The sequence below is a fragment of the Echinicola shivajiensis genome (genome assembly GCF_018642165.1).
GTDB classification, from domain to species: domain Bacteria; phylum Bacteroidota; class Bacteroidia; order Cytophagales; family Cyclobacteriaceae; genus Echinicola; species Echinicola shivajiensis.
The window spans coordinates 347,420-374,128 of record NZ_JAHHZM010000003.1; the positions used below are offsets into that span (position 1 = coordinate 347,420).

The following is a 26,709-nucleotide window of genomic DNA, read 5'->3' on the forward strand; positions in this document are numbered from 1 at the left end:
ATCTATTTTAAGGATTCCATGATGGCGTGAGAATAGTGTTCCATGGCCATGGTAAAAGCAAAGGTAGGTTCAGTTATTGCCCCTACTTTTTTCTTCTCCATTTCTGCTGTGTATGCCAGATCAACCTTTTCGCAGCCTAGACTTTTGGCTCTCAATACAGTTTGATAGAGGATTTGTTTGTAAGTATTATGTTCTCTTACTAAAGAATAGTCTAGTCCAACGATCAAGGCATTATAGCTTTTGTTTATCACCTGGCTGAACATGACAGCTACAGGATGATCTGGTTCTTCCCTTAGGTAAAGCCTAATAATATCATAGGACTCATCCATGCACATCTGTTCAAAAAGGGAATAAGGTAGCTTAAATACGGAAATATCTGTGGCCTGTGCATGGACATTACTGTAAAGTTGGTATGCTGTTTCTATTTCTTTTTTATTGCATGGTTTTCTGAATTCAACCTTAAATTTGTCCTCTAACTTCAGGATTTCTTTTCTAAGAGAGTACCTGTATTTTTGATGGAGCTTCATGGCCAGTTCATTGGGAGTGTTCCAGTCCATATTATTTACCAGACAGTTATTGGGTAGCTGGATATTGATGAAGCCAAACTCCAATAGATAGGCTTTTAGGCGTGTGCTATGCTCGCTGTCAAATTCCCTCAGAACTATCTTTGAAACTTCTTCTTTTTCAGCCACCTCCTGTAAAAACTGAATATGGATTTTCAGAGCTTCCTTCCAATAATCATGTTTGAAATTAATATAAATGCTCCTTCCTTTGGTAAATGGAGTTCCAGAAACAAGTGTTTTGGATGTAAGGAAATAAGGGTCTTCCAATCTTTTATCCTTGACCTTTTCTGAAATCGATTTGTCAGCTAAAAGGTCATCCATCATTAGGGCAACTGTATACGGGGTGGCCAATATGATTTCACCGTCATCATCCCTAATGATCTGATAATTGATCTTCCAGTCGTTTTCTTTTAGTTCATTCTCTCGAAATAGTTTTTCGAAAGTTTCAAGGTTATGGTGGGTGTTTGAGCCAAAGTTTGCAAATAGGCTATCCCATTCCTCAGGGTCAAGCTCAGCAGTACTTTGGAAATGCTCCTCAATGAGATGATGGCCCGTATTGGCCTTTTTTAGGTTGAAAGGATGGTTAGTGAGGAATGGAGGAAGCTTGAATTCTTTGGCAACTGCAATTGGTGAACTTTGTTCTTCATGTAATCCAAGTATATATTCTTCCTGTAGGGCAACTAGCATATCCTCAATCTCGGCAATCGACAGGTTGTTATTGATCATGAACCTGATCCCTCCTTTTTTCATTGGAACCGCAGGGAAGCCTGCTCCATTTAGGTAAAAACCTCTTTTTTTCATTCGCTTAACGATACAGAGACTAACTCGAGGCAGACCTACCGGGATGAAAAATAGGGGAGATGGTGTGGGTTTATATTGTGGTAGGTCAAGTTCTTTTAATCGCTTGTTTGTATAATCGATCTTGTATTTAAGTTCCTGCTGGATTTGATCAAATTCCTCAGTAAGATGGAGGTGAGCAGAGGAAATAGCCGCACCTAACATTGGAGGCTGGATAGGGCCGGAAAATATCATGGTTGATCCGCAGTTTTTTACTTTCTTCTTCCAGGACTCATTAGGGAAAATGAGCGCACCACCTGAAGAGGCAAAGGATTTATTGAGTGAGGTGGCCAGGATCATTTTATCATGGTGTTCAATGACGCTTCTTACATATCCGCAGCCATTTTTTCCCGTCCAGCTCATGCCATGAGCATCATCAATATAGAGGTGGAATTGTTTGTACTTGTTCAGTAATTTTTCCAGCTCTTTAAGTGGAGCGAAGTCACCATACATGGAATAGACCCCGTCCGCCAAGTACCATATTCTTTTGTGCTTATTGGTTAAGGACTTGATTTTGCTCTCCAGCCCTTCCATAGAATTGTGGGGAATAATATATAATGGTATTTTCCTTGATTTGAGGATTTGGGCGGTCATTTGTACACTGGAATGTACTTGGAGGTCCAGAATTACGGCATCTCCATCTTCTACTATCACAGGAAGGCAAGCCAGGTGGCCAAGTGAAGTACTTGCTGAGGCAATTACAGGTTTTTGAAATATCTGTTCCAGCCTTGTTTCTAATTCATCATAAAGACCAAGTGATAGATAGGTTCTTGAAGTAGAAAATTGGGTGCCATAATTGTCCAGTGCTTTTTTTACTCCTTCAACAAGTTGGGGGTGAAATTCCAATCCCAAATAACTGCAAGATCCAAAATTGATCAGGTTGTCATTTTGAATGGTAATATTTGATGAGGATAGTTTATCGTCATTGGTGGATTTTTGGAGCACACCTCTATCGACACCGTCTTGGACGATTTCATTCAGTATTTCCAGCATAGCGGAATGGGGCTTGGTTTAATGGTGGTTGATTAATAAAAACCACTAATTTATAGCTAAAACTGGTATTTTTTTGGTTTATTAAATTATAAAATCATGAAAATTTCGAATTTATCCCTGATTAATAAAAAGCCATGAAAGATCTAGATCAGCCATTTATTGCATTTTAATATAAATCTGTTGGTTTTGAACTTCTTTTTGATGGTTTTCTAGTTGTTTTTATGTGAGAACCCTAAAAAAACAGGTTGATTAAGGTATTTGGCTGTATATGAAAAAATGATTGTTCTATTGAAAATTAATGAGCAATGAATTCAACTATTAGAATAATTCTAGCCGTTTTGGCAGGCCTACTGATAGGCAGCATGGTGAATTTGGGAATTGTAATGATCAGTGGAATGATCATTCCGCCACCGGAAGGAGCAAATATTACTACCATGGAGGGGCTGAAAGAATCCATTCATTTATTTCAACCGAAGCATTATATCATGCCTTTTTTGGCCCATGCAATGGGGACACTTGTAGGGTCAGTAACAGTGGTCAAGATTGTTATAGATAACAAAATGAGATGGGCTTTACTTCTGGGTGCTATATTTTTTGTAGGTGGACTAAGCAATGTTTTTATGCTGCCTTCTCCGGTATGGTTTATTATTCTTGATTTGGGTTTGGCCTATTTCCCCATGGCATATTTGGGTGCTAAATGGGCATAAAGCCCAAGAGGGAATAATTGGGGGATTTAAAACTCTTTGAGCCAATCCAGTAATTTTTCACTGTAAAGGTACTCAAACCGTCTGTCCAATAATTCAAATTCAGGATTCAATATTAGCATGGTGGGTGGAGCAAATTGCCCCTCTCTATTGCCCAGCAATAAAGCAAGATCGTGAATGCCAGCCCTTCTTTTGCTGCTTTGGCGGTTAATGAATACCTGTCCATCAAAGCGGATGCTGTCTTGGGTTTCTGCATCCATCCTCACCGCATAGAATTCCTTGTTTATCTTTTCAATTACTTCAGCTTTTGTGAAGACCTTTCTGTCCATTTTTTTACAATAGGAGCACCAGTCGGTATAAAAGTCAATAAATACTTTTTTAGGTTTTACCTCCAAAGAGTCCTCTAATCGCCCAAAACTGATCCATTGGATAGCCCCTTTCTGGGCATGGCTAAAAGACCACTGGAAAGTGAATATGGAGGCCAATATGAGGACTTTGGTATAATACATTGATCAATGGAAGTTTCCGACTTTAACTGAAAAGAAATAGGTTCTCGGTCTTGAGGGGCCATAGATATAATTGGAGTCCCTTAATGCCCCACTGTCAAAATCCTTTTGGTAGCTGTTGAAGAGGTTTTGTACTCCAGTGCTGAGTTCAAGGTGGAAATCCTTCATAAGGTCAAAGTGGTAGGCGAATTTTATATTGGTGTCCATAAAAGGTTTGCTGTCCACCAAGTCCATATATCCAGAATCACTGATGACGTGAGGGACGATCATGGAACCAGTATAAGTTCCTGTCAGGTCTATGGCCAAATGTTCAGTTATCGACCAATTGGAGGCGAGGTAGCCATAGACATTTGGCGAACGGACAAAGTTTTTGATGATTACAGCGGGTTCATCTTCATTGTCCTGCTCGGGCTCAAATAGTACTTGTCCATCCCTATAGATGGAATGTTGGATGGTTCCTCCAGCTTGGAAAAGCAGGTCGGATGAAGGGGAGATGCTTAATTCTATATTGCTACCTTGGACATAAGCCCCTGTACCATTTCTTACTTCATGGAGGATAGATCCATTTGGAAGGCTAGAGCCTGTACTTACCGTAGTGAAGGGCCTTTTTAAATTGGTATGGAAACCTTCGGCCAAGAAGCTGAGCTGGGTTTCTTCAATATTGTTGGTGTAGTTAAAGGATAGGGTGTAGGCATCAGAAAGCTCGGTTTTCACATCATCGGATAGAATTACAAAACTTGGCTCACCACCCACCAAGGAAATATGAAGGTCTTCATTGAAGGCTTGGGGAGCTCTGAAGCCACGGGCATACCCCGTCCTGAATTGAAGGTTCTCATGGATGTCATAAAGGATGTTGAATCGAGGACTAAATACACTTGTATTGATATTGGAACTTCTGTTGATATCACCAATTCCGTATAGTCCATCCACCATGGTATGATCAAATCTGCCTCCTCCCAATACAGTCAGTTTGGTGCTGGGCCGCCATTCATATTGTCCATAGAATCCAAGCGACTGCACACTTTGATCGACCAATCTTTTATAGCCCGCAATAACATCTTCAACGGTGCTGAGTTGGTATTCCGTGCCCAAAATCAAAGCATCGTTGCCGCTAAAACTTCTTGAGAACTGCACTCCTGACACCAAAGAGAGATCTTTGGTATTGCCATAGGCATTGGCCGCCAGAACACTATCTGCAGCTGTTCTGCCACCTCCCAATCCACCATAATAGCTGTCTCTTTGTGTAGTTTGCCCAGATATATAAGTGGAAAACTTGTTCTTCCTGTCTTTGCTAAAAAGTTCATAGGTTAATCCACCTATAATGGTATTATGGTCAAGTTGTTCAGTGATATCCGTAAAATGAGGTGCTAAGTCCAAGAGATTTCCACCTCTTCTGTATTCTTTGATAGCACTAAAGTCAAGCGTTATTTTGCTTAGCTCAGTAGGTTTTATAAATGATTTTAAGCCAAAGGTATTGTTTTCCAAAGTTGTGATTTCTGTAAATCCATCACCATTGGCATCGAAGCTATCCCTGTTTCTGAACATCCCATAAAAAGTAACCCCTGTTTTGAGGTCTTCACTGGTAAAGGAACCGTTGAAGTTAAGCATATTGTCAGGGCTTTTTCCGCCCACCAAGGCACTATTTGTACTGATCTGCCAAGTGTCTTCTATGGGTTCTTTAGTGATGATATTGATGGTTCCAGCAATGGCATTTGAGCCATAAAGGGCAGAACCTCCTCCTCTTACTACCTCCACTCGTTCGATAATATTGGTGGGTATTTGGTCCAAGCCATAAACGCTGTTCAAGGCGCTGAAAACAGGTCGGCTATTGATCAAGATCTGGGAATAGGCGCCTTGAAGTCCATTTAGACGGACTTGGGTAAAACCACAGTTTTGACAATTGGTTTCTACTCTTACCCCAGGTTGGTAATTAAGTCCATCGGATAGGGCCAGTGATTGGGTAGCATTGAAAATTTTGGAATTCAAAACATTTACTACCACAGGGGCTTCCTTTCTGTCCAGTTCGTAGCGAGTAGCACTGATTACCACCTCGTTGAGGTTAAGCTTGTCTTCTTTTAATTCGATTTTCAGGAGGGTTGTTTTTCCGGCCTGTATAGTAGCTTTTTGTTGAACAGTCTGATAGCCCATCAACTTTATTTTGATCTCTGCTTCCCCTACAGGGATTTTATTGATTTCAAATTTCCCGTTGGCACTGGTCATGGCACCAAGATGAGTACCCATAACCTGTACCGCAGCATAAACCGGCTCATCAGAGCCCACACTGATAAGACCTGAAAGCGTACCGCTTTCCTGTGCCAAAGCTGGAAGAGAGAATATTAAAATAAAAATTCTAAGGGTGACCGAGATCAGTTTCATTCTGTTTTAGTTTTACTAAATTATTTATTCTGATAAACGAAATTAAAAATTAAATTAGCGGAAAAAAAATATTAGATTAGTCTAAAGTAAAATTATGGTTTATTTTTAAATTCGGATAAGTGGCTCAGGTTCTTGAGTAAAAGAATTGAGAAGTGGCGTGATAATGAATGTCTGAAATCCAAATGGGCCTTAGCATAATAAATGGGCCAATTTTTCAACAATTAAGCTGATTTCTATTGGAAGCATTTTGAAGGGTTCAAATACCATTCATTGAGGAATAGGGGAGATTAAATTATTTTTATTGGTAGGGGATTATTGAAGGATTAATTTTGGGTTTAGATGGACCAAAAAATGGTCAGTCAGTTAATTTTATACATTTTATAATGAAAAAATTTAACATTTTGCTGTCAATCCTGTTTTTGAACTTGTTTGCAGCGAATGCCCAGTCTTCCAGAGAGCGGGGAGCAGTAAAAGAAAACAAGGAGCTACGTTTTAACTTGAATCAAGATGGCAGTCATTATGTAAAAGGGACTTTTTTGGTACAGACTTGGTTGAGGTATACGCAGGCCAACCCTGGTACAGAGGTCTATGGAACAGCCGATGATCATATACTGGATATAGGTCTGAGAAGGACTCGTCTTCAGCTTTTTGGGCAATTGACAGATAGGGTGTTTTTCTATACACAGTTTGGACAAAATAATCTGTCCTACAAGTCGCCAAGGAAACAGGGCTTGTTTTTTCATGACGCATTGGGTGAGTACAAAGTCGTCAATGAAAAGCTTTCCATAGGAAGTGGATTGACAGGATGGAATGGAGTTTCTAGGTTCTCTTCACCTTCTATTGGTTCTCTACTTACTTTGGATGCCCCCTTATATCAGCAGGCTACCAATGATGTCAATGACCAGTTTGTTAGAAAATTTAGTGTTTATGCAAAGGGTCAATTAGGGAAATTGGATTATCGATTGGCTGTTTCCAAACCCATGGCCATTCAAAATTCTACTGTCCAAGGAATTGAATTGGGAGAAAATGCTACTTTTTCTTCTGAGCCAGGTTACGCGCAGATTCATGGGTACTTTAAGTACATGTTTTTGGACAAGGAATCCAATACTACTCCCTATCAGGCGGGATCCTATTTGGGCTCAAAAAGTGTGTTTAATATAGGGGCTGGCTTTATGACCCAAAAAGATGCCATGTGGCATGAGGCCGAAAATGGAGTGGATACGGCTAGGACAAATCTGGCATTATTGGCCGTGGACCTGTTCTTTGATAAACCATTGAACCCAGCAAAGGGAAATGCTGTCACCGCTTATGTTTCCTTTAGCTCCAATGATTATGGGAAGAATTATATCAGGAATATTGGGGCAATGAATCCAGCGACTGGAACCAATTCACAAGGCAGTTATAATGGAGCTGGCAATGCTTTTCCTACTATTGGAACAGGCAATACCTTGTACGGACAGTTTGCTTATTTGTTTGAGAGGGGTTTGTTAGGAACTGCGGGTACCTTGCAACCATATATTTCCAGTCAGTATTCAGATTTTGACCTATTTTCTGATCCTATGGTAATGTATGATGCAGGAGTGAATTGGTTGATCAATGGCAATAGGGCCAAGCTCTCACTGAACTACCAAAGTCGCCCAATTTTTACAATGAACACTGCCGGGGAATATATTAGTAGTGATAGAAAGGGGATGATGGTGATACAGTTTCAAGTAGCGATATAGGAGCGAGTGTTTTATGAAACAAAGTATCCTGAAGGGCCTAAGACCCTTCAGGATACTTTGTTAAAGCTTAAAGGCTTTGATTATTCCGATGCTAAGTCTATTACTGTGATGGATCTGGTTGCCATTTAAATCCTGGTAAAGCGGGCTTTGCCAAAGGAAACTCATGGTCCAGTCTTTTCTGTTGATGTCCAGCCCCCCTTGAGCAAAAAGGACATGGCCTCCTGTAAGGTTTTGCTGTTCTTTTTCCCAAGTGTCTTTGTTAGCTCGTTCATAATAGCCACCGATATTTGGAACCAATAAGAAGTCTTTCTTGATAGAAATCTGGTGGAAGCCAATCAGGTTGGCATTTAGGCTATTACCAAATTGATAGTTTTGGGCTCCCTCTGATGATTTTTTATAGCTAAATCCAGCATTTAGACCTGTTTTGGTATAAAATAACTGGTAGTTGAACCTGGCAATATAACTCCATGAACCGGTCCCCGGCTGGATGATGGGATCTATCAAACTGCCATTACTGGCTACTCTTCTTGATTGCCCGCTAGGAGCGGAAATAGCAATACCTGGACGGAAAGTATGACGGGCTTTGCTATTATAAACATAAAGGATACGGTCTACAGCAAGCGTAAGGTCTCCCCAGCCATGGACTGAAATAGTGGTGTCCTGGACAGGGTTTGGGAGCTTTAGCATTTTCTCATAGTGCACCTTATTGGATTCATAAGGCAATAAGAAGGTGAAATTCCATTTGTTCTTGAACATAAAATTCCCCCTTAACTCTACTGTTTGATATGTCTCCCAGTCTTGATCTGTTTTGTTGACATAAAGGCCAGAACCTTCCGGTTCATGCATGACGATCATATCCTGATTGACTTGGTCCACCCCCATGACCCTGGCGTTTGGACTATATTTGGCAGTAGCCCCGTTTTTAAAAGCATCTGCTAGGTAGCTGTTGGTAACGGGCGGCGGCGAGGTATAACCATATTGGTCATAGCCACCAAAAGCCCTGTGCCGGTAAAATAGGCCAATATAACTTCTGTTTTCCAGTAAACTATATTCAAAGAAATTACAACTGTCACAAGCTTTGGCCTCCTTTGAGAAAAGAGGAAAAGCTAGAATAAATAGCAATAGAGGTGTATGTTTTTTCATTTCTAGGTGCCTACTTATGGTAAGCTTTGTTATTAATGAATTTGTAATCAGTCAGGGTTTCCAAAAAGGCAAGCAGCTCAGCTCTTTCGTCCGCATTTAATTGGATTCCCATTTTCAGTTCTGGAGCAAGGCTTTCATTTACTTTTACTCCATGATCATAATGGTCGAGTACTTCTTCCAGGTCGGCAAAGCGTCCATCATGCATATAAGGAGCGGTCAAAGCGATATTCCTTAGACTTGGGGTTTTAAAGGCTCCTTTGTCCTGCTCATCAAAGGAAATCCTGTATCGACCAAGGTAAATGCCCTCAAGTTCTGCCGGATCAGGATAACTAATGTCAAGTCCGTTATTATGGTATTCCAAGTCGGTAAAAAGCCCTTCTGTATGACAGCTACTACAATGCTTCTGATAGAGTTGATACCCTTGTATTTCTATATTGTCGAATTGAGTTTCTTCACGTTTCCATTGATCATATTTGCTGTCCTGGGAAACCAATGAGCGCACAAACTGGGCGAGGGATCTACCGATCAGGGAACTGGTGATGCTGTCTGTTTCAAAAGCAGCTTCGAACATCTCTGGATATAGGGAGCTGCCATTGAGGTAATGAATGACTTCATTTAGATCTGCTCCCATTTCATCAGGATGGGTGAGCGGACCAAAAATCAATGATTCTAAGTTCGTTGCCCCTCCATCCCAGAATAGTCCCTTATGCCAGGCCATATTGAAGAGGGCGGGAGAATGCCTGTGAAGCTTCTTCCCGGAAACTCCCTGATCTGAAAGGGCCAATCCATCTGAAAAGGCTTGGTCTGGGGCATGACAGCTAGCGCAGGACACTTCTCCATTTTGGGAAAGTGCAGGATCATAAAACAAGGCTTTGCCTAAAAGGACTCCTTCCTTGCTCATTGGGTTTCTTTCCAATTGAGGGAAGGATTCCTGTTGCAAGGTGGATGATAAGGCCGGAGTATAAAACTCTGGCCTTGCCAGTTCAAATTCCTTGGCATTATCCATGCAGCCGCTTAATAATAAGATCAAGCCTATGAACAATAAGTGTTTTATGTTTTTTATGATATTCACTTTTTGGCTGAAATGGAATTATTTTAAACGGAATAGCCCTTCTTGATAGTTATTGGCAATCTGAATAGCCACATCTCCCCCCATGATGCTGGTGTTTTCCAGTTCATGGATTTTGATGGAATTAGGGTTGATAAATAATTCGCTTAATTCGACTTCCAAATCGAGTTTTATACTGGCATTGCTTCCCAGGTTTTTGCCTTTTGCCTCAAGATCGATGTTGATAGCCTTGAAGTTTTGCCCATTTTCAGGGTTATTGTTGCCGATATGAACGATTAAACCTGAACGGTCACTGGACTGGTATTCCCATTCTCCTTCCAGCACCAAAAATTTGTATCCCGTATTCCAGTTCCAAACCATATCATTGTTCGGATCCAGGTCACCAACTTGATCGGTGGAAAGGTTTCTGGCTTTGTCTATGCCTACAAAAAAGGTCAATTTATCATATTCAGCAGTAGGAAGCGTTACACTAAATTCTTTTTTGCCAGCCTGGTCAATCAGAAAATACCCGTCTTCAATTTTATGTGAAGCCCCAGTATGGCTGTTTTCAAATGTGATATTGGAAATATAGTATTTGAATTTCCTTGGCGTAAAGCTTTCTCCTGCTGGAAGCGTATAGGATTTGTTTTCCAATTCAACCTCCTCTCCATTAAAGAGGTGAGTAAATGAAAAATTCACTTCTGTTTCAGCTGGAATTTGGTCTTTATCATCGTTTTGACAAGCGGTAAATCCAATGATGGCCAATAGTAATATTGCTAATTTTTTCATTTTAATGTCTTATTTAAACGGGTCCGAGAATTTCGGGTTAGTAATAAATTTTTCGTCTGTTAAGGTGTGAAGAAAGGCAATGATAGCCTCTTTTTCACTATCAGAAAGATGGAGCTTTATATCTTCACCAGGCTTGATTTGTTCATTGCTGGCTTCGAGGATGAGGATATCCAAATTGCTGTTCATCTGTATGTGCTCATTATAATGGTCGAGTACCTGCTCCAGTGTCTCAAAACGCCCATCATGCATATAAGGAGCTGTTAACGCTATATTCCTTAGGGTTGGGGCTTTGAATTTTCCAATGTCGGTACCTTTTCCTGTGACTGCTGCCAATCCTTGGTTTAGATGCTCATCCATATCCAGGCCGTTATTGTGAAATCCAAGTAGCCCATTGCGATCACCAGAGGTCAGAAATCCCAGATGACAATCGCCACAGTTGCCTCCTCTTATCTGTAGGGAAGGATCAGGATGGGTAAAGAAGAGTTCCATTCCCACTTGTTCTGTAGGGCTAAGTTCCACTTCGCCCTTTATCCACTGATCAAATTTGGAATTGCCTGAAACTAGTGTTCTAATAAACTGAGCGATTGCTTTTCCAATTAAATCTGGGCTGATTTGATCAGTTTCAAAGGCCAGTTCAAAGTGCTCAGGATAGTCTTTGTCAGCCTGAAGCCTAGCGACAGCTTCACCAATTTCCAAGTTCATTTCACGAATGTCTGAGATGGGTTCCAAGGCTTGTTCTTCTAAAGTCTTGGCCCTGCCATCCCAAAAGAACCGTGAGGTCCAGTGGAGGTTGGCCAGTGACATGGAGTTCTTGTCTCCAATTTCTCCATTTACCCCTTCGCTAAACTGTAGCCCATCAGTAAAGGCTTTGGACTGTCGGTGACAGGAGGCGCAAGAAATAGAACCATCTACTGACAGCTGTTTTTCATAAAAGAGCATTCTCCCCAGCTCCACACCTTTTTCCGTCAGTGGGTTGTCGGCAGGCATGGGGATATTATTCGGAAAGTATTCTGGATGCTGTAATGTTAGTTCAGGGTTTTGTGGCGCAGGTTCTTCCCTGGAGGAATCGTCACATGCCCATAATATTGCACACACAGATAACCATCCTAAGAAATTAAGGAAAGTGTACCGCATAAACATAGGGATACAATTGACCAAAACATTAAGCTTAGGTCTGTTGAATAAAATGATTGTTATTCTCTAAATAAGATCACGTTTTGTAGCAACTGAGTGACTGAAAAGTACCCAGTTTGGCTCATTGTCTTCCACAAAATTGCAGACGACAGCTTTTTAGCTTTGTGCTTGTGGTTGGATATTTAGAGGAATTAGGTTACAAACTATGCCAATGAAAGGATACTTAATCCTTAACAAGTAAAGGATTAAATACATGGTCTAAATCATTGATGCCGTACCTAAGAAATATTAGGCAATACCTTTTGGGGGATGAAAAATGTCTTTGGTCAAGAAGATAACTTTGCTTTCCTGATATGTTGGTTTTGCCTTAAAATTAATCAATTGTGCTTTGTTAAAAGCGATAAAGTTGTCATGAATGATGTAAATCCCAAAATCACGGCTAAAATCTATTGCTCCGGGTTGCTGTTCTTTTTGTTCTTGGGCGGCTTTAAGCTTCTCAGCCAAAAAGCATTTTCCGTCACAATTCATTTCTGGCTTTTCCTTATTGATACAGAAATTCTCAGCTATATATTCCTTGTTAATGGCGTAATCCATTTGGATTACCGAAAAGATCATGCTGTTGAGCACGATGACCATCGAAAGCCATATGTGGAACAAGGTGTTTACCATTTGCCTGCAAATGTAATAGAAAAGCGTTTTAATATTAATAGAAATATTTTCTTTTTGTCTCGTTGATATTAAATGTAATAGGGCCCAATCAATTTAATGATTCAGGCCCTAGTGCTGGGGTTTTAAATTATTAAGTGTAATAATTTTATCAATAATTTATATTGCCTTGCTGAAGACAAACTTTTTCGATTTTTGGTTTCTCATTCTATGATCAAACACGGCACAGATATTTCTGATAAAGGGCATACCTTTCTCCATTATATTAATGGAGCCTTTTCTAATTTCCACCAATTCATCTTTTTGAAATTCCATAAGTTCATTGATTGTATCCATGTGCCAATAGGTATCGATCATTTTGGCCTGTCCCTGACATATCAAGGTCATGATGGTATGCCTGGTTTGAATGTCCTCCTTGGACATTAAATGGCCTTTGGTTAATGGAAAGTGTGCCAGCCCTACTTGCTCTTTGTACAGCTCAATGTCTTTGGTGTTTTGGGCATAGGCATAGTGGATGTCACTAATGGCACTGTTACCTAAACCCAATAACATTCTGGAGGGTTTTGGCGTGTAGCCCATAAAGTTTCTGTGAAGTTGTCCCTGTTCCTTAGCTATAAATAATGGGTCTTCCTTCAGGGCAAAGTGATCCATGCCTACTTCAAAATAGCCCATGTCAAGTAAAAGCTGGTGGCCTTTTTCATAAAGGACTCGCTTTTCCTCTTGCAAAGGAAGGAACTCTTCAAAACTTTTTTGGGCTGGAAAGACTGAAGGAACATGCGCATAACTATAAAAGGCAATTCTATCCGGCTTTAACCTTGCTACTTGTTCAAAAGTGTTTTTGATCGTGTCCACTGTTTGGTGCGGTAAGCCATAAATCAGATCAAAGTTGATGGCATCAAAGCCTACCAGCCTTGCATTGTCCACTGCTGCCTTCACCTTTTCAAAAGGCTGGATTCTATGGATGGCTTTTTGCACTTGCTCATCGAAATCCTGAATGCCATAACTTACCCTGTTAAAACCAAGTAGCTTAAGGGTTACCAAATGTTCAAAGCTGGTATTGTTTGGGTGACCTTCAAAACTCATGTCTGTATCAGGCATGAGGTCTGCACTCTGAATGATATAATTCAGCATTTCGTATAGGTGCTTGGGAGAAAAGAAGGTAGGTGTACCTCCGCCCAGATGTATCCCCGCCAATTTTGGCTTGCCAGGAAGGATTTTTAAATATTCCTTCCATTCCTGCATGATGGCTGTTATATAAGGCTCTTCTATATCGTGGTTCTTTGTAATTCTCTTATTACAACCACAATAGGTACATAGGCTTTCACAATAAGGAAGGTGGATATATAAGCTGATGCCTTCTTGTTTTCCAAAGTCTTGAAACGCTTTTTGAACCGTTTTTTTCCACTGGAGTTCGTCAATATTGTTTTCCCATAGTGGAACGGTTGGATAACTGGTATATCTTGGGACAGCTACATTGTACTTGCGGACAAGGCTATTGAAAGTGCTCATGGATTCAATCTTTATTTAAGCCAAAATTATTTAGAACAGCTTTAATAAAGTTTGATATACCTCAAGGCAAAAACTGATAAAAGTCAGGTTTTTGAAAGTGTTGCCTTATTCTTCTATTGGATTTTGAAAAAAAATGAATTTAATTTTCTGTTAAAAGATTGAAGAGTTGAAGCAAAACAGCCTACTTATAAAGGTGATTTTTCTATATGTCTATGTTCCTATAAAAAGTATTTTACCAATTGCTCCCATTCTTCCTCTAAGCTAAATGAAGGCTTTGGTTTGCCCGCATTTCTATACCAATAGGAGGCGTTCCATTGATCACCCTCCTTGCGGTGGAGGTAGGCATGTACATAAGCCGAATCTTCATCCATCAGGTCATTAACCAAGTCGTGGGCATGTTCCCAATTCCCCTTCCCATCAAACCATAATGATTCTAATTGGATGCTAAGGCCAGTTGGGGGCTGGTTATTGTCTAAGCTTTTTTTGAATTCGGATAGTGTCACGATTGCTCATGATTTTGGTGAAAACCAAAATTAACTAATCTTCATGTAAATCCCAGTTATAGGGAATAAAAGCACCAACGATATTTAACGACGGTTTTAACTATTCTTAAGACAATAAAAATGCGTTTTTAATCTCGATATATTTTTTTTGGTCTATGATGTTTTTAATGTTTTTTTTGTTTTGGAGTTCTACCGCTAGCGCTCAGGAAGTTTGGGAGACCTTGGACGTCCCTTTGGTTTACGGAGCACCTGAGATGGGCTGGGGAAAAATAAATTATCGATTTCAACAACCCTATGATCCTGATAAGCCTATCTTGATGATCGTTGAAGATGCGGTGACGCAGTTTTTGGAAGGTCAAGGATTTTCTGCGGAGGCTATGGGAAAGTTTAATGTATTGCTCATTAAAGGAAGGTATTCCCAGCCAAATTTTGGGTCTTTTCTTTGGCTCGAAGGAGAAGAGCTTGACTGGGAAATGGCTTATAAGATCTTTAATATTAGCCAGCAAGTAAAGGATTTGGAAGCAGTCAGAAAATTGGTTTTAAATAACCGATCCATAAGCTTATTGGGAGAATCCTCAGGAGCTGACATGGCCCAGCATTATGTTTCCAGATATCCAGATAAGGTAGAGAAAATTTTACTGATAGACCCTTTATTATTGGACCTTCAGCAGGCGATGGGACTAATGATTTATAATATTTTGCCCAGTGGTTCAAAAAGTTTCGAAGATGTTTTTTGGGAGTGCTATCAAAAGAAGCCAACTTCCTTCGATAGAGGAACAATAAATGAGGAATCAAATGAGATCGCTTTGCAGGTTAGGATTTTTGAGCATCTTTATACCTTTTTGGATACCAAGGCTAAACTGCCATCGCCTCTAATTTGGTTGGGTGAAAAAGGTGCTTCATTAGTGAAGTTCTACAAAAAAGCACCCTTTTCTGTGGAGGGGATCCATTATGATCATTTAAGGGATTTTAAAGGTAAGGCACTGGTATTATCTGGTGAAAAAGATAAACTGGTAGATCATCGTGTGGATCAAGTTTTAATATCCTATTATGCAGATGGTTCATTCTTTCTTATTAATGATGAACACAGGCTTCCTGCTTTTCAAAACAGCAAATATTATCATGATTTGTTGGTTGGATTGCTGGGTGAGGATATCCAGAAGAAGCAAACTATTTACAAAAAGTTATGGGATGAGGGTTGGATTTATCCAATTGGAAATAGACGAGAGTTTTAGTATTATTGGTCTGTTTGTCAAAATATTATCAAGACCTTACCGGAAAGCTGTTTCATATGTGAAGCAGTACAATGATCCAAAAAACCGTTAACTTATGAAACCTCCCTTTACTTTTCTTCTATTTACCTGCCTTTTCTTATTCGTCTTTGAGTCTTTGGAAGCCCAGTCTGTGACCAAGCAACCAAATATTATAGTGGTTTTTGCTGATGATTTGGGCTATGGTGATCTGGGTTGTTTTGGGCATCCCACCATCAAAACTCCCTATTTGGACCAAATGGCACAAGAGGGCATGCGCCTTACACAGTTCTATGTGGGGGCCAATGTTTGTACACCTAGCAGGGCCGCCTTAATGACCGGTAGACTGCCAATCCGTTTTGGAATGGCAGGGCATAAACGAGGAGTACTTTTTCCAGATTCATCTACAGGAATACCCCAGGAAGAACTGACCATTGCTGAAGCTTTAAAGGCAGAAGGATATGTTACAGGACTGATAGGTAAGTGGCATTTGGGGCATCTTCCAGAGTTTATGCCCAATAACCATGGATTTGATTTTTACTATGGCATACCTTATTCAAATGACATGAGGCCAAATAAAGCGAAGAATAATAATCGACCTCCTTTGCCATTGTATAGGAATGAAGAGGTTATTGAAAGAGGTGTAAATCAGCATACCTTGACCAAAAGGTATACCCAAGAGGCAATCAAATTCATTGAACAAAATAAGGAGCAGCCCTTTTTTCTTTATTATCCTAATAACTTTCCACATGTACCTTTATATGCCTCGGAGGATTTTGAAGGAAAAAGTGAGCGAGGAATTTATGGGGATGTGGTTACAGAGTTGGATTGGTCAGTAGGCCAGATACTGAAGAAACTCAAAGAACTGGGTTTGGAGGAAAATACCTTGGTGGTGTTTACCAGTGATAATGGTCCGTGGTTAACACAAAAAGAAGCAGGAGGCTCTGCAGGTTTGTTGTTTGAAGGTAAAGGATCCACCTATGAAGGAGGCATGCGGGTGCCTGCAATAGCCTGGTGGCCGGGTGTTATTGCGCCCGGACAGGTCAGTACTTCTTTGGTTACGAGTATGGATTTGTACCCAACTTTCATGCATATGGCTGGAGGAGATGTGCCCAATGATCGTGAAATGGACGGGACAGATTTGATGCCTATACTTGGTGGAAAACAAAAGGAAGTAAGGGAATTTGTTTATTATTATTTCCATGATAAACTGCATGCGATCCGCAAAGGTCCCTGGAAAGCCCATTTTACCACCAAGCCATCTTATAGCAGTGAAAAGCCGGTAAATCATGAGGTGCCTTTATTGTATAATTTAGAGCATGATCCTTCTGAAAAATACAATGTCAATGATCAGCATCCAGAGATTGTCCGGGAAATACAAAAAGCCTATGAAGAGCATATAAACAGTTTTACCCCAGCCCCATCAATAATGGAGGGTATAATAGGGGAGTAAAGACCTTTGTTAACAAAAAAGAATGACCTTATGCAATAGCCATTTGATTCTTCGTTATAGTATTAAGCACTTTATTAAAAGCAGGATTGACAACCTAATTAAGCCCCGCTTGGTTTTGTTCTTACATCAATAGGAGGAAACTTAAGGGGGGACTAACAGAAAAGAGGCGAGTCCATAACTCGCCTCTTTTTTATTAATTGCAATTTAAAAACTGAACTAATGAGGCTGATTTTGAAGTAGTTTTGGCCCTTAATAGATTTTTCATTGGATATTATTGGCAATGTCATTTAGTTGTCGAATTTACAGAGATGTCAGAACGATCGGAATCGAGTTCCGGTGTCTTCCCCTTGGACTCCCTGTCCTCCCAAAGGCAGGCGCTCAAGGTGACCTTGTGCCATGCTTCACTTAAGGACATTGATATTATTGGGTTTAAGAATAAGGGTGCTGATATCCTTCTCTGTACGCTCGCTTCAGTAATTTGTTGGCCTCTGGATCATTTGGAATTGTTTTGTTGACAGGATCATAGCTAAGTGGTCTGCCCAGTTCCATGGATAAATTTGCCAGAATACACGAGGCAGAAGATATATGTCCCTGTTCAATATCTGCAATAGGAAGATGCTTGTTTTCTATGGCACTTAGGAAATCACGCATATGATTACGTGTGGCAGGAGCTGCATGAAGTTCAATGTCTTTTTCTTTAAGATCTTCCGGATATTTTTCTTTTTCGTATACCACATCCCCGTGGATGGTTTCTCCTTTTCCTTGAGGGACAAAATCGTATCTGCTAACACTGGCCGAAAGGGTGCCTTTCTCTCCATATAGTTTAAAGGACCAAGGGTAATCAGGATCAGCGGGGGTCCCCCAAGAACGGTGCTGCCAAACACAGTTTAGCTCATCATATTCAAATATCGCGGATTGGGTGTCTGTAATATTTGATTTGCCTTCTTTCTGAACATATATACCACCTGTAGAGCTGATTTTGGTAGGCCATCCCAGATCCAGCATCCAGCGTACTGTGTCCAACATATGGACGCACATATCACCCATGATCCCATTTCCGTACTCCATAAATGTTCTCCACCACCTTCTGTGTGGAATATCATCATATGGTCTTAAAGGGGCAGGGCCTGTCCATAGTTCATAGTCCAAAAATTCCGGAACAGGTTTAATCTCTGGGTTGCCATTTGCTCTCATATGATAATAGCAGCACATTTCTACATGGGAAATTTTTCCCAAAAGCCCCTTGTCGACAATTTGTTTTTTAGCCTCAATGAGGTGCGGAGTACTTTTCCTTTGCGTGCCTACCTGTACTACCTTATTGTAATTTCTTGCTGCGGCCAGGATGGCTTCTCCTTCCAAAACATCTACACTGATGGGCTTTTGTAAGTATACGTTAGCACCTGATTTGATGGATTCAATGGCTTGAAGGGCATGCCAGTGATCTGGTGAGCCTATCAGTACGATGTCAAACTGGTTTTCCTTAAGCATTTTGCGGTAATCTTTATAAGCTTTGGGTACTTTACCCGAGCGTTGTCTTTCGCTGACTAGTTTTTGGGCATTTTCCAAATGACGACTGTCCACATCACAAAGGGCCACCACCTCCAAGGGAGTTACCTGAATCAATTTAAAAAGGTCACTGGTGCCGTACCACCCACATCCGATGAGCCCAACTTTGTAACTTTTATCAAAATTGGGAATGCTCATTCCCATGACGCCAAGTGAGGTCAGGGCTAGGGCTGCGGTGCTGCCTTTAATAAAGTGACGGCGGTTAAGGTTTTCTAGGGGCATTTTATTTCTTGGGTTATTGTGAAACGAAAAATTCCGATTTAATATCAGAGGATTGTTTAATGTAGCTGAAGATAAATGGTTTGGGACAAAAATAAAAATAGCTTATTATAATTGGAATTTTTGGGCATTAGGTGGTCAAATAGATCAATCTTAGAGGGCTCAGGTTCATTTTGACTTTAATCTATCCTACAAGCTTGCACTTTCAAAAGAGTAGCCTTTTATTAGCAGATAATTTAAAAATAAGAATTAAACAGACCAGTTTTATGATTGATAATGTCAGGTTCCCTATTTTGACCAAAGCCTCAAAGTCTAAAAAAGGATGGATGGTTTTGACGGGATTTGTTTCCATTTTGTGTTTCTCATCTTGTAATTCAGGATCAAAGGATTTCACTGAAATTGAAGTTTTCAATCCAAGTGAGGTAATCAGAAAATCTGCCACTATTGAATTGGAGGCTGATAAGTTTCAACCTTTGATAGATCAATATGGGCCTGATAAATTGGTCATTGAAGATATTCAAACTGGCACAAGTCTGGTCAATCAATGGATAGATCTTGATGGCGATGAGAAGATGGATCAGTGGTTGTTCCAAACAGATTTGGAATCAGCGGAAACAAAGCGGTTTTTGGTGAGACCGCTAAAAGAGGGAGAGAAGCAACCCCAATCCGAAATAAAGACTTTTTCGAGATTTGTGCCTGAGCGAACTGATGATTATACTTGGGAAAATGATAAGGTGGCTTTTAGAACTTATGGACCAGATGCCCAACGCAGGATAGAGCAAAAATTACCTGATGGTACACTTTCCAGTGGAATAGATGCATGGTTGAAAAGAGTAAACTATCCGATTATAGACAAGTGGTATAAGGAGAATGATGAGAAGAAGGGAGCCTATCATCAGGATACAGGTGAAGGATATGATCCTTACCATGTAGGATCCTCTAGGGGAATAGGAGGCGTAGGTATTTGGGAAGAAGATTCTTTGTATACTTCAAGAAACTTCGTTAGCTATGATAGGATTGCTGTAGGGCCTATAAGAACAATGTTTGAATTAAAATATGCTCCTTGGGAAGCAAATGGGCAAATGGTTTCTGAAACCAAAAGAATTTGTTTGGATCTGGGTAGTAATCTTTGTCGTTTTGAGTCTTTTTTTGTCAGTGAGGGTGACCTGGATAATGTAACTGTTGGGATCACCTTACATAATAAGAAAGGTGAAGTTTTGATAATGGAGGAAGAAGGAATTATGCGTTATTATGAGCCTATTGATGATAGTATGCTTGGACTTGGGGTGGTCATGGATCCCAAAAATGTGAAAGAGATTTTGGATCATAGGGTAGAATATAAAGATGGAAGTCAATTGCTTATGGTAGCAGAGCCTAAAGATCAATCAGTGACTTATTTTGCAGGATTTGGATGGGATAAAAGTGGACAATTTGCGAATTCAGCAGATTGGGATCACTATCTTCAGCAGTTTGCCAAGAAGTTAAAATCCCCTTTAAAGGTAACCATCAAATAATTGCGAGTGGATCAGCTCTTAGGCCTTGCCATATCAGGGATTTAGCTGAGTAAAAATGGTTAGGATAAAATGACCAGGCTTTTGGTATTCATTTTCCCCTGATTATTATTAGCTTTGTTTTCTAAGGATCTTAGAAATTGCAATTCCCAAACTGATCCAAGTAGTTTGAATATTTCTTCCAATCATAATTCGTAGAAGATAAACTGAATTCAAAATAGTGATTTCAGTTTTATTTTGAGGAGTTGGGTAATCGATTGCACAGATTTTGAATTTTGAAATAAATCATATAAATAAACATTAGAAAATATGCATACGAACATCGTAACGAGACATGCCTCGCATCCTGATGATGTAAAAGGGTATGATACCCAAAAGCTAAGAGACCATTTTCTTTTAGAGAATATATTCCAGGAAGATCAGATTACAGGTGTTTACACAACTTTTGATCGTCTGATTGTAGGAGGGATAGCTCCTGTTAATAAAGCTTTAGAGCTTGAGACTGTAGATCAACTTAAGGCGGAGTACTTTTTGGAAAGAAGGGAATTGGGGATCATTAATGTAGGTGCTCCAACTTTGGTTACCGTAGACGGTACAGATCACAAATTGAACACCAAGGAAGCATTATATATTGGAAAGGGAGTGAAAGAGGTGATTTTCAATCCTTCAGCAGAAGGTAAGACCTTGTTATATTTCAATTCTGCTCCAGCACATAAAGCTTATCCTACAAAAAAAGTAGGTTTGGAAGACGCTGAAAAAGTGGAGTTGGGTTCATTGGAAAACTCCAATCATAGAATCATCAATAAGCTGATTGTTAATAGTGTGGTAGAATCCTGCCAGCTTCAAATGGGCATGACAGAATTGAAACCAGGAAGTGTATGGAATACCATGCCTGCGCATACCCATGACAGAAGGATGGAAGCATACTTCTATTTTGATTTGGCTGACGATGCTACTGTATGCCATTATATGGGGCAGCCACAAGAGACCAGACATATCTGGATGACCAATCACCAAGCAGTGATATCTCCGGCCTGGTCCATCCATGCAGGTTCCGGTACTTCTAATTATACCTTTATTTGGGGAATGGCCGGTGAAAACCTGGACTATGGAGATATGGATAAAGTGGCTCCGGTAGACATGAGGTAAATGTCTTAGGGCGGTTGCAAATCAATCGAAGATATAGACTTACAGCATTTCAAAACAGCATAACCAAATAACTAATAACCAATCAATGAAAGATTTATTTGACCTGACAGGAAAAGTAGCTTTGGTAACAGGGGCTACACATGGTCTTGGAATGGCCATGGCCAAGGCATTGGGGAAAAGCGGTGCCATTCTGATAGTAAATGGACATACACCGGCCAAAATGGAAGCTGCCATCAAGACCTATAAAGAAGAGGGAATAGAAGCCCATGGATATCTATTTGATGTGACCAGTGAGGAAGATGTGGATAAAAACATCTCTGATATAGAAGCCAAATTCGGTACAGTAGACATTTTAGTGAATAATGCAGGAATGATCCAAAGGACCCCGGCCATGGAGATGGAAGTGGCTGATTTTGCTAAAGTGGTGAATATGGACCTTGTTTCTCCTTTCATTATGGCTAAAAGGGTTTCCAAAGGTATGAAAGAAAAAGGAGGCGGTAAAATCATCAATATCTGCTCCATGATGAGTGAATTGGGTAGAAACACTGTTTCCGCATATGCTGCTGCTAAAGGGGGCTTGAAGATGTTGACCAGGAACCTGGCCACGGAATGGGCCAAGTATAATATTCAGGTAAACGGAATCGGTCCAGGTTATTTTGCTACAGAGCAAACTGCGCCAATCCGCGTGGATGGACATCCTTTCAATGATTTTATAGTAAGCAGAACTCCGGCAGGAAGATGGGGAGATCCTGAAGATCTTCAGGGAACGACTATTTTCCTAGCAAGTAAAGCCAGTGATTTTGTCAATGGACAGATTGTTTATGTTGATGGAGGAATTTTGGCTACTATTGGTAAGCCTTCTAATGAAGACTAAGGATTAACTGATTTGAAAAAGCCCTTTCAGTCTTGTTGCTGAAAGGGCTTTTTCGTTTTTAATTTTTCACATATTTCCGAGATGGGTATGGGCCGTCATCAAATTCATTATAAGTGATATGGAAATTGAGGGGATAAGTAAGGGCATTATTTTTAAGGTTCACATCGTAAGTACGATAGCTCTCAAAGCCATAATGCCAGAAACCATCTTCGGATAGAAAGTATCTTCCATCCCGCTTATATATTTTCCAAGAAACATTATAATAAGAGTTTCCATTTTCATCTGTTCCATCTCTATTAGGGGAATTTGGACCTTCAACGATATAACGCCCTATACCTCCCTCATACAACTCTAGGTTTCTGGGATTGGGGTCCGTTATTCCTTCATTGATTCCATAAACTGACCAGTTCCCTACAACTGCTTTTTCATAGATGGCTGTTGAATCAATTTCTTGGACATTTAGTGTATAGTTGACGAAATCTATATCTTCTCCTTTACTGTTTTTAATAGAGGATTTAATGGTTTGTCTGGACTCTTTCCCAGCAGTAAACCTTATTTTTGCCAATCCTGTAGTATTTATACTTGATTTGCTTGATGATAACTTGCCATCACCTTCGGTTACTTCCCAATGGACTTCCACACCATTTGGGAAAGTAGTATTGTCAGCAGAAGGGAAGTCCAACTGTCCTTTCACATCTAAGTCTATTTCATCATCTTGGTATATCTTTTCTGTTTCTATTTTCTCATTTTTTGTAAGGCTAAAGCAAGGGTATATTTTGCCATTGATTACCTGCCTACAAATACTGATATCGTTTAGAACAAACATATCCCCAAATAACTTACTTGTGATAAACACTGCCTCTGATTTGGCATATAAATTTAAAAATGAAACCAGTTTTTTAAGGTATACTTCTTTAGCGGTGGTACTGCTTCCTGGAAAGTTGCTGAACATATCTGTACAAGCCGCCATAGATTTTGAGGAAGATTTAAATAGGCTTGTCAGCTGATCAAGGTAAAACTCGGTAGTTAATTTATCTGCATTTATGGCGTCGACAATAACGTTGGATGTTGCGTCAAAAATTTCGTTCAGGCACCCTTGATCAAAAATATTGGAAATTTCCAAAGTAGGGATTTCGATACCAAAGCTTTTAAGGATTACCGCATGAGAAACGGCGATATTATAGTAGGCCGCTTCCATCGAAAGACTCGTATTCAATAAATTGGGACTTGTCGGACTGCCGAATTTTATGGGGTATTTACTCTCCAAAGGTAATGGGATTTCCAAGTTGGGGCCTGCGTTAAAAACCGCATCAGTAGCGCTACCTGTGATGGCTGCCCAAATACTCGAGAGAGAAGGGAATGATACTGAATTTCCAGGCAAGATCAAGTTGTCAGTAATGGACGAACCATCATGAAAGACTTCTACTCCCCAGGCCGCTGTTGTTGTCCCGTCATTTCGGATGGTCAAGGTATTATTGGCAAAACTCAATGAAGGTTCCACTAAATAATCCACTTCTGGAAGGAGGGTGGTCCGGTCATTAGGGGAGCTTGTTTCTGAAGAGATAATGGCCTTGTTGAGAACTTGAAAAGCACTCTGGACACCTTCATTGGTTAGAGGCGAGACGCCATTCTCCAAAGCAACCTGAACTGCTTCATCCAGCTTGTTAAATTCTTCCATTTGACTGATTTCATCCAGGATTTCCTTGAGTTTACCCTCTTCAACATAAGCTGTCCAAGGAGCAAGTGCAACAATGGCCCTTGCAGTAGTCCAAGAATTGATAAGCTCACCATCATCACTATTGTATTTGGCCAACATTACTTCTCCATTTTGATTCTCAACAAAGAGAAACTGCTTGTCAATCTTGTTTTTAGCAACGGTGAATTCATTATCACCATATAGCTCATAACTTCCGGATGTGGAGGTTACAGATAGCTTTTTGGGATCCATGGAAGGGGGCAATTCCACTGAGCCCGAATACTTTTCTTGACCTTCTTCAACCGTGATATTTTTTAGGTCCGGTTTGATATCTTCATCTTTGCTACATCCTAAACTGCAAATAATGAGAGCAAGAACAGTTAAAAATTTTTTCATTTGAATACCTATTAAATGAATAAAAGTTGATTTTTTAGTACCAGTTACTAATATTTTGAACCAAAAGTACTGTATTAATCGATTATAAAAAATACTCAAAATTGAGTATTTATAACCAATTAATATACACCAATCGTTTGTTTTCGATAATAAAATGATTTTAGGAAAATGTTGTTTTAGTGTAGGGCTATTTTTTGTTTAAGTTGTGGATGAGATAATTAGGTATGTAATGAAGTATTCAAAGCAAATTTTTAACAAATTATGAATCAATGGTCATGCATGGTTTAATGATTGCCTGCTTGTAAAAGGGGGACAAAGAGATTTCATGATACCTTTGTTAACCCCCTATTAGTTGGAAATCAGCAAGCTTTTGGGTGTTTTTACTTTTTTGGTACCAGTCATTAAAAACAAACTCAATATTTTTTACTTTGAAGCTACCAAAATCATGTTCATTAAATTCATTAACCAATTGGATGAGTTTATCTTTTTGCTTTATGGGATTTGAAAATCGCATAATGGTGGAATGGGCTGTTTGCAAGGTGTACCTTTTGTCCAAACTTTGTTCTAAATGGCTCTTTTTAAAGTCTTGTCTAAGTCGAGTTCTTAGTTCCTGTAAAATATTGTTTTCTGGATAGCCCTTTATTATTATCCCCGCTGGACTTAAAATTGCACCTCTGTATTGGATGGTAAATGAAGGTATTTCATTGATACTTTTATTGATGACCTCAATATATTCTGTGGTGGAAATATCGTTAATTGAAAAATCTGGATAACAAGATATGATGGAGAGAATGGTGGTATGAATATCAGAGTTGGGATAATAATATTGTTCAGGCTCAATTAGCCTAAGCTTAGAGATAAAATACTGGAATTTTGATTTTACCTCTTCATTTGGACGGGCAAGCACTGTTAAGCCCCTTCTGGAATCATCTAGGTTTTCAATGAGCTCATCTATTTCATACTGGTTGTTTTTTATTTTTTCTAGAGAGGGTTGGGCTATGTTGGAATAATGTGCATCTAGATTCATGGTGCTATGTTAGTATTAGAAGTAGAGTTTTGCAATCAATTTTGTGAAAAATAGTAACGAATGATAAGAATGAGCAATATTTGATGTATATACATGAATTATATTTACCTAACTTTAGTTAAGATATAGGAAGTTGCTTTTTGTTATATAGAGCTGGCTTTAGAGATCTCAAAATGTATATGAAAAACTTAGCTGATTTTAATCGATTTACAGGTGGCTTAGCTGATAATGGAATTATCATGCCGGTGTTATTCATCGGTCATGGATCACCAATGAACGGGATAGAGGATAATGAATTCAGTGATTACTGGAAAAAACTGGGTAAAGAAATTCCTACACCTAAAGCAGTGTTAGTGGTTTCGGCACATTGGTTGAGTAGGGGGACAAGGATTACAGCAATGGACTTTCCCAATACCATCCATGATTTTGGAGGATTCCCTAAAGCACTTTTTGAAGTGCAATATCCTGCACCTGGCGATCCTCAGTTGGCTGCCTATACAGCAATAAATATCCAATCTACCCAAGTTGAGCTTGATCATGAATGGGGACTTGACCATGGTACTTGGACAGTAGTTCGACATATGTACCCCAAGGCAAATATTCCGGTATTGCAGTTAAGTATTGATTATTACCAAAGTCCACGATATCACTATGAATTGGCACAAGAGCTTTTTCAGTTAAGAAAAAAAGGAGTATTGATCATTGGCAGTGGTAATATGGTGCATAATCTGCGGATGGTAGCCTGGGATAAGCTGAAGGAACCGGAATACGGATATGACTGGGCGATTGAAATGAATGAAAAATTCAAAAATCTAATTAAGGAAGGTGATTATAAAGCCTTAATTGACTATCAAAAAATGGGCAAAGCAGCTCAATTGGCCATACCTACACCAGACCATTATATTCCCCTTTTGTATACTATGGGATTGAGCAGTCCTCAAGAAGAACCAAAATTCTTTAATGATAAAGCTGTTGGAGGATCACTGACGATGACTTCGGTGAAGTGGGGCTGATGTTGAAGTAGCAACTATCAAGTATGAAGTACAAAGTATTGAGAGAGACTTTGTCCAGTT

Annotated in this window: 21 protein-coding genes; 8 read left to right on the plus strand and 13 right to left on the minus strand. The window is 39.8% G+C overall.

Annotated features, from left to right (window positions below; genetic code table 11):
* Positions 1-2 precede the first annotated feature (2 nt).
* Complete coding sequence (locus tag KMW37_RS08065; protein WP_215224105.1) at positions 3-2,393, minus strand: bifunctional aminotransferase class I/II-fold pyridoxal phosphate-dependent enzyme/GNAT family N-acetyltransferase; 2,391 nt, start codon at positions 2,391-2,393, stop codon at positions 3-5.
* 305 nt (positions 2,394-2,698) lie between these two features.
* Between KMW37_RS08065 and KMW37_RS08070 the strand changes: the two genes are divergently transcribed.
* Entirely contained in the window at positions 2,699-3,100 is a 402-nt protein-coding gene (locus KMW37_RS08070) for a hypothetical protein (protein WP_215224106.1), read from the plus strand.
* 26 nt (positions 3,101-3,126) lie between these two features.
* Here KMW37_RS08070 and KMW37_RS08075 read toward each other — a convergent pair whose 3' ends face one another.
* Positions 3,127-3,606 carry a thioredoxin family protein gene (locus tag KMW37_RS08075; RefSeq protein WP_215224107.1) on the minus strand — a complete coding sequence of 160 codons (480 nt, stop codon included), beginning with the start codon at positions 3,604-3,606 and terminating at the stop codon, positions 3,127-3,129.
* 3 nt (positions 3,607-3,609) lie between these two features.
* Positions 3,610-5,979 carry a TonB-dependent receptor gene (locus KMW37_RS08080; RefSeq protein WP_215224108.1) on the minus strand — a complete coding sequence of 790 codons (2,370 nt, stop codon included), beginning with the start codon at positions 5,977-5,979 and terminating at the stop codon, positions 3,610-3,612.
* 383 nt (positions 5,980-6,362) lie between these two features.
* Between KMW37_RS08080 and KMW37_RS08085 the strand changes: the two genes are divergently transcribed.
* On the plus strand, positions 6,363-7,703 hold the full coding sequence (locus KMW37_RS08085) for a hypothetical protein (protein ID WP_215224109.1): 1,341 nt from the start codon (positions 6,363-6,365) through the stop codon (positions 7,701-7,703).
* 60 nt (positions 7,704-7,763) lie between these two features.
* Here KMW37_RS08085 and KMW37_RS08090 read toward each other — a convergent pair whose 3' ends face one another.
* From KMW37_RS08090 to KMW37_RS08120, 7 genes are all read right to left on the minus strand, one after another.
* Positions 7,764-8,846 carry a hypothetical protein gene (locus KMW37_RS08090; protein ID WP_215224110.1) on the minus strand — a complete coding sequence of 361 codons (1,083 nt, stop codon included), beginning with the start codon at positions 8,844-8,846 and terminating at the stop codon, positions 7,764-7,766.
* A gap of 10 nt (positions 8,847-8,856) precedes the next feature.
* Positions 8,857-9,918, minus strand: coding sequence for a cytochrome-c peroxidase (locus tag KMW37_RS08095; RefSeq protein ID WP_317195557.1), 1,062 nt, complete (start codon positions 9,916-9,918; stop codon positions 8,857-8,859).
* An 18-nt stretch (positions 9,919-9,936) separates the two neighbouring features.
* On the minus strand, positions 9,937-10,683 hold the full coding sequence (locus tag KMW37_RS08100) for an MbnP family protein (protein ID WP_215224111.1): 747 nt from the start codon (positions 10,681-10,683) through the stop codon (positions 9,937-9,939).
* Positions 10,684-10,692: 9 nt separating this feature from the next.
* Entirely contained in the window at positions 10,693-11,817 is a 1,125-nt protein-coding gene (locus KMW37_RS08105; RefSeq protein WP_215224112.1) for a cytochrome-c peroxidase, read from the minus strand.
* Between the two features lie 288 nt (positions 11,818-12,105).
* Entirely contained in the window at positions 12,106-12,486 is a 381-nt protein-coding gene (locus KMW37_RS08110; protein ID WP_215224113.1) for a hypothetical protein, read from the minus strand.
* A 156-nt stretch (positions 12,487-12,642) separates the two neighbouring features.
* Positions 12,643-13,992, minus strand: coding sequence for an oxygen-independent coproporphyrinogen III oxidase (hemN, locus tag KMW37_RS08115; protein WP_215224114.1), 1,350 nt, complete (start codon positions 13,990-13,992; stop codon positions 12,643-12,645).
* A 218-nt stretch (positions 13,993-14,210) separates the two neighbouring features.
* A complete protein-coding gene (locus KMW37_RS08120; protein WP_215224115.1) occupies positions 14,211-14,495 on the minus strand; it encodes a hypothetical protein in 285 nt (94 codons plus the stop codon).
* Between the two features lie 167 nt (positions 14,496-14,662).
* Here KMW37_RS08120 and KMW37_RS08125 point away from each other — a divergent pair, with 167 nt between their 5' ends.
* Both KMW37_RS08125 and KMW37_RS08130 read left to right on the plus strand, forming a co-directional pair.
* Positions 14,663-15,730 carry an alpha/beta fold hydrolase gene (locus KMW37_RS08125; RefSeq protein WP_215224116.1) on the plus strand — a complete coding sequence of 356 codons (1,068 nt, stop codon included), beginning with the start codon at positions 14,663-14,665 and terminating at the stop codon, positions 15,728-15,730.
* A gap of 94 nt (positions 15,731-15,824) precedes the next feature.
* Entirely contained in the window at positions 15,825-17,198 is a 1,374-nt protein-coding gene (locus tag KMW37_RS08130) for a sulfatase family protein (RefSeq protein ID WP_215224117.1), read from the plus strand.
* 429 nt (positions 17,199-17,627) lie between these two features.
* On the opposite strand, the gene KMW37_RS08135 is transcribed toward KMW37_RS08130, so the two are convergent.
* Complete coding sequence (locus KMW37_RS08135; RefSeq protein WP_215224118.1) at positions 17,628-18,986, minus strand: Gfo/Idh/MocA family oxidoreductase; 1,359 nt, start codon at positions 18,984-18,986, stop codon at positions 17,628-17,630.
* Positions 18,987-19,249: 263 nt separating this feature from the next.
* Between KMW37_RS08135 and KMW37_RS08140 the strand changes: the two genes are divergently transcribed.
* The 3 genes from KMW37_RS08140 (at position 19,250) to KMW37_RS08150 (ending at position 22,517) form a co-directional block, all read left to right on the plus strand.
* Positions 19,250-20,497, plus strand: a complete 1,248-nt coding sequence (locus KMW37_RS08140; RefSeq protein ID WP_246581397.1) for a DUF4861 domain-containing protein — start codon at positions 19,250-19,252, stop codon at positions 20,495-20,497.
* 306 nt (positions 20,498-20,803) lie between these two features.
* Positions 20,804-21,643 carry a 5-dehydro-4-deoxy-D-glucuronate isomerase gene (kduI, locus tag KMW37_RS08145; protein ID WP_215224119.1) on the plus strand — a complete coding sequence of 280 codons (840 nt, stop codon included), beginning with the start codon at positions 20,804-20,806 and terminating at the stop codon, positions 21,641-21,643.
* An 85-nt stretch (positions 21,644-21,728) separates the two neighbouring features.
* On the plus strand, positions 21,729-22,517 hold the full coding sequence (locus KMW37_RS08150) for a gluconate 5-dehydrogenase (RefSeq protein WP_215224120.1): 789 nt from the start codon (positions 21,729-21,731) through the stop codon (positions 22,515-22,517).
* A gap of 58 nt (positions 22,518-22,575) precedes the next feature.
* On the opposite strand, the gene KMW37_RS08155 is transcribed toward KMW37_RS08150, so the two are convergent.
* Positions 22,576-24,609 carry a hypothetical protein gene (locus KMW37_RS08155; protein ID WP_215224121.1) on the minus strand — a complete coding sequence of 678 codons (2,034 nt, stop codon included), beginning with the start codon at positions 24,607-24,609 and terminating at the stop codon, positions 22,576-22,578.
* A gap of 337 nt (positions 24,610-24,946) precedes the next feature.
* On the minus strand, positions 24,947-25,636 hold the full coding sequence (locus KMW37_RS08160) for a mutarotase (RefSeq protein ID WP_215224122.1): 690 nt from the start codon (positions 25,634-25,636) through the stop codon (positions 24,947-24,949).
* A gap of 179 nt (positions 25,637-25,815) precedes the next feature.
* On the opposite strand from KMW37_RS08160, the gene ygiD reads away from it, so the two are divergent.
* Positions 25,816-26,649, plus strand: coding sequence for a 4,5-DOPA-extradiol-dioxygenase (gene ygiD / locus KMW37_RS08165; protein WP_215224123.1), 834 nt, complete (start codon positions 25,816-25,818; stop codon positions 26,647-26,649).
* The last annotated feature ends 60 nt before the right edge of the window (positions 26,650-26,709 follow it).

Excerpts from the sequence above, each read along its gene's own strand:
- KMW37_RS08065 (WP_215224105.1), bottom strand. The coding sequence starts at position 2,393 with ATGCTGGAAATACTGAATGAAATCGTCCAAGACGGTGTCGATAGAGGT.
- KMW37_RS08070 (WP_215224106.1), top strand. The coding sequence starts at position 2,699 with ATGAATTCAACTATTAGAATAATTCTAGCCGTTTTGGCAGGCCTACTG.
- KMW37_RS08075 (WP_215224107.1), bottom strand. The coding sequence starts at position 3,606 with ATGTATTATACCAAAGTCCTCATATTGGCCTCCATATTCACTTTCCAG.
- KMW37_RS08080 (WP_215224108.1), bottom strand. The coding sequence starts at position 5,979 with ATGAAACTGATCTCGGTCACCCTTAGAATTTTTATTTTAATATTCTCT.
- KMW37_RS08085 (WP_215224109.1), top strand. The coding sequence starts at position 6,363 with ATGAAAAAATTTAACATTTTGCTGTCAATCCTGTTTTTGAACTTGTTT.
- KMW37_RS08090 (WP_215224110.1), bottom strand. The coding sequence starts at position 8,846 with ATGAAAAAACATACACCTCTATTGCTATTTATTCTAGCTTTTCCTCTT.
- KMW37_RS08100 (WP_215224111.1), bottom strand. The coding sequence starts at position 10,683 with ATGAAAAAATTAGCAATATTACTATTGGCCATCATTGGATTTACCGCT.
- KMW37_RS08105 (WP_215224112.1), bottom strand. The coding sequence starts at position 11,817 with ATGCGGTACACTTTCCTTAATTTCTTAGGATGGTTATCTGTGTGTGCA.
- KMW37_RS08110 (WP_215224113.1), bottom strand. The coding sequence starts at position 12,486 with ATGGTAAACACCTTGTTCCACATATGGCTTTCGATGGTCATCGTGCTC.
- hemN (WP_215224114.1), bottom strand. The coding sequence starts at position 13,992 with ATGAGCACTTTCAATAGCCTTGTCCGCAAGTACAATGTAGCTGTCCCA.
- KMW37_RS08125 (WP_215224116.1), top strand. The coding sequence starts at position 14,663 with ATGTTTTTTTTGTTTTGGAGTTCTACCGCTAGCGCTCAGGAAGTTTGG.
- KMW37_RS08130 (WP_215224117.1), top strand. The coding sequence starts at position 15,825 with ATGAAACCTCCCTTTACTTTTCTTCTATTTACCTGCCTTTTCTTATTC.
- KMW37_RS08135 (WP_215224118.1), bottom strand. The coding sequence starts at position 18,986 with ATGCCCCTAGAAAACCTTAACCGCCGTCACTTTATTAAAGGCAGCACC.
- KMW37_RS08140 (WP_246581397.1), top strand. The coding sequence starts at position 19,250 with ATGATTGATAATGTCAGGTTCCCTATTTTGACCAAAGCCTCAAAGTCT.
- kduI (WP_215224119.1), top strand. The coding sequence starts at position 20,804 with ATGCATACGAACATCGTAACGAGACATGCCTCGCATCCTGATGATGTA.
- KMW37_RS08150 (WP_215224120.1), top strand. The coding sequence starts at position 21,729 with ATGAAAGATTTATTTGACCTGACAGGAAAAGTAGCTTTGGTAACAGGG.
- KMW37_RS08155 (WP_215224121.1), bottom strand. The coding sequence starts at position 24,609 with ATGAAAAAATTTTTAACTGTTCTTGCTCTCATTATTTGCAGTTTAGGA.
- KMW37_RS08160 (WP_215224122.1), bottom strand. The coding sequence starts at position 25,636 with ATGAATCTAGATGCACATTATTCCAACATAGCCCAACCCTCTCTAGAA.
- ygiD (WP_215224123.1), top strand. The coding sequence starts at position 25,816 with ATGAAAAACTTAGCTGATTTTAATCGATTTACAGGTGGCTTAGCTGAT.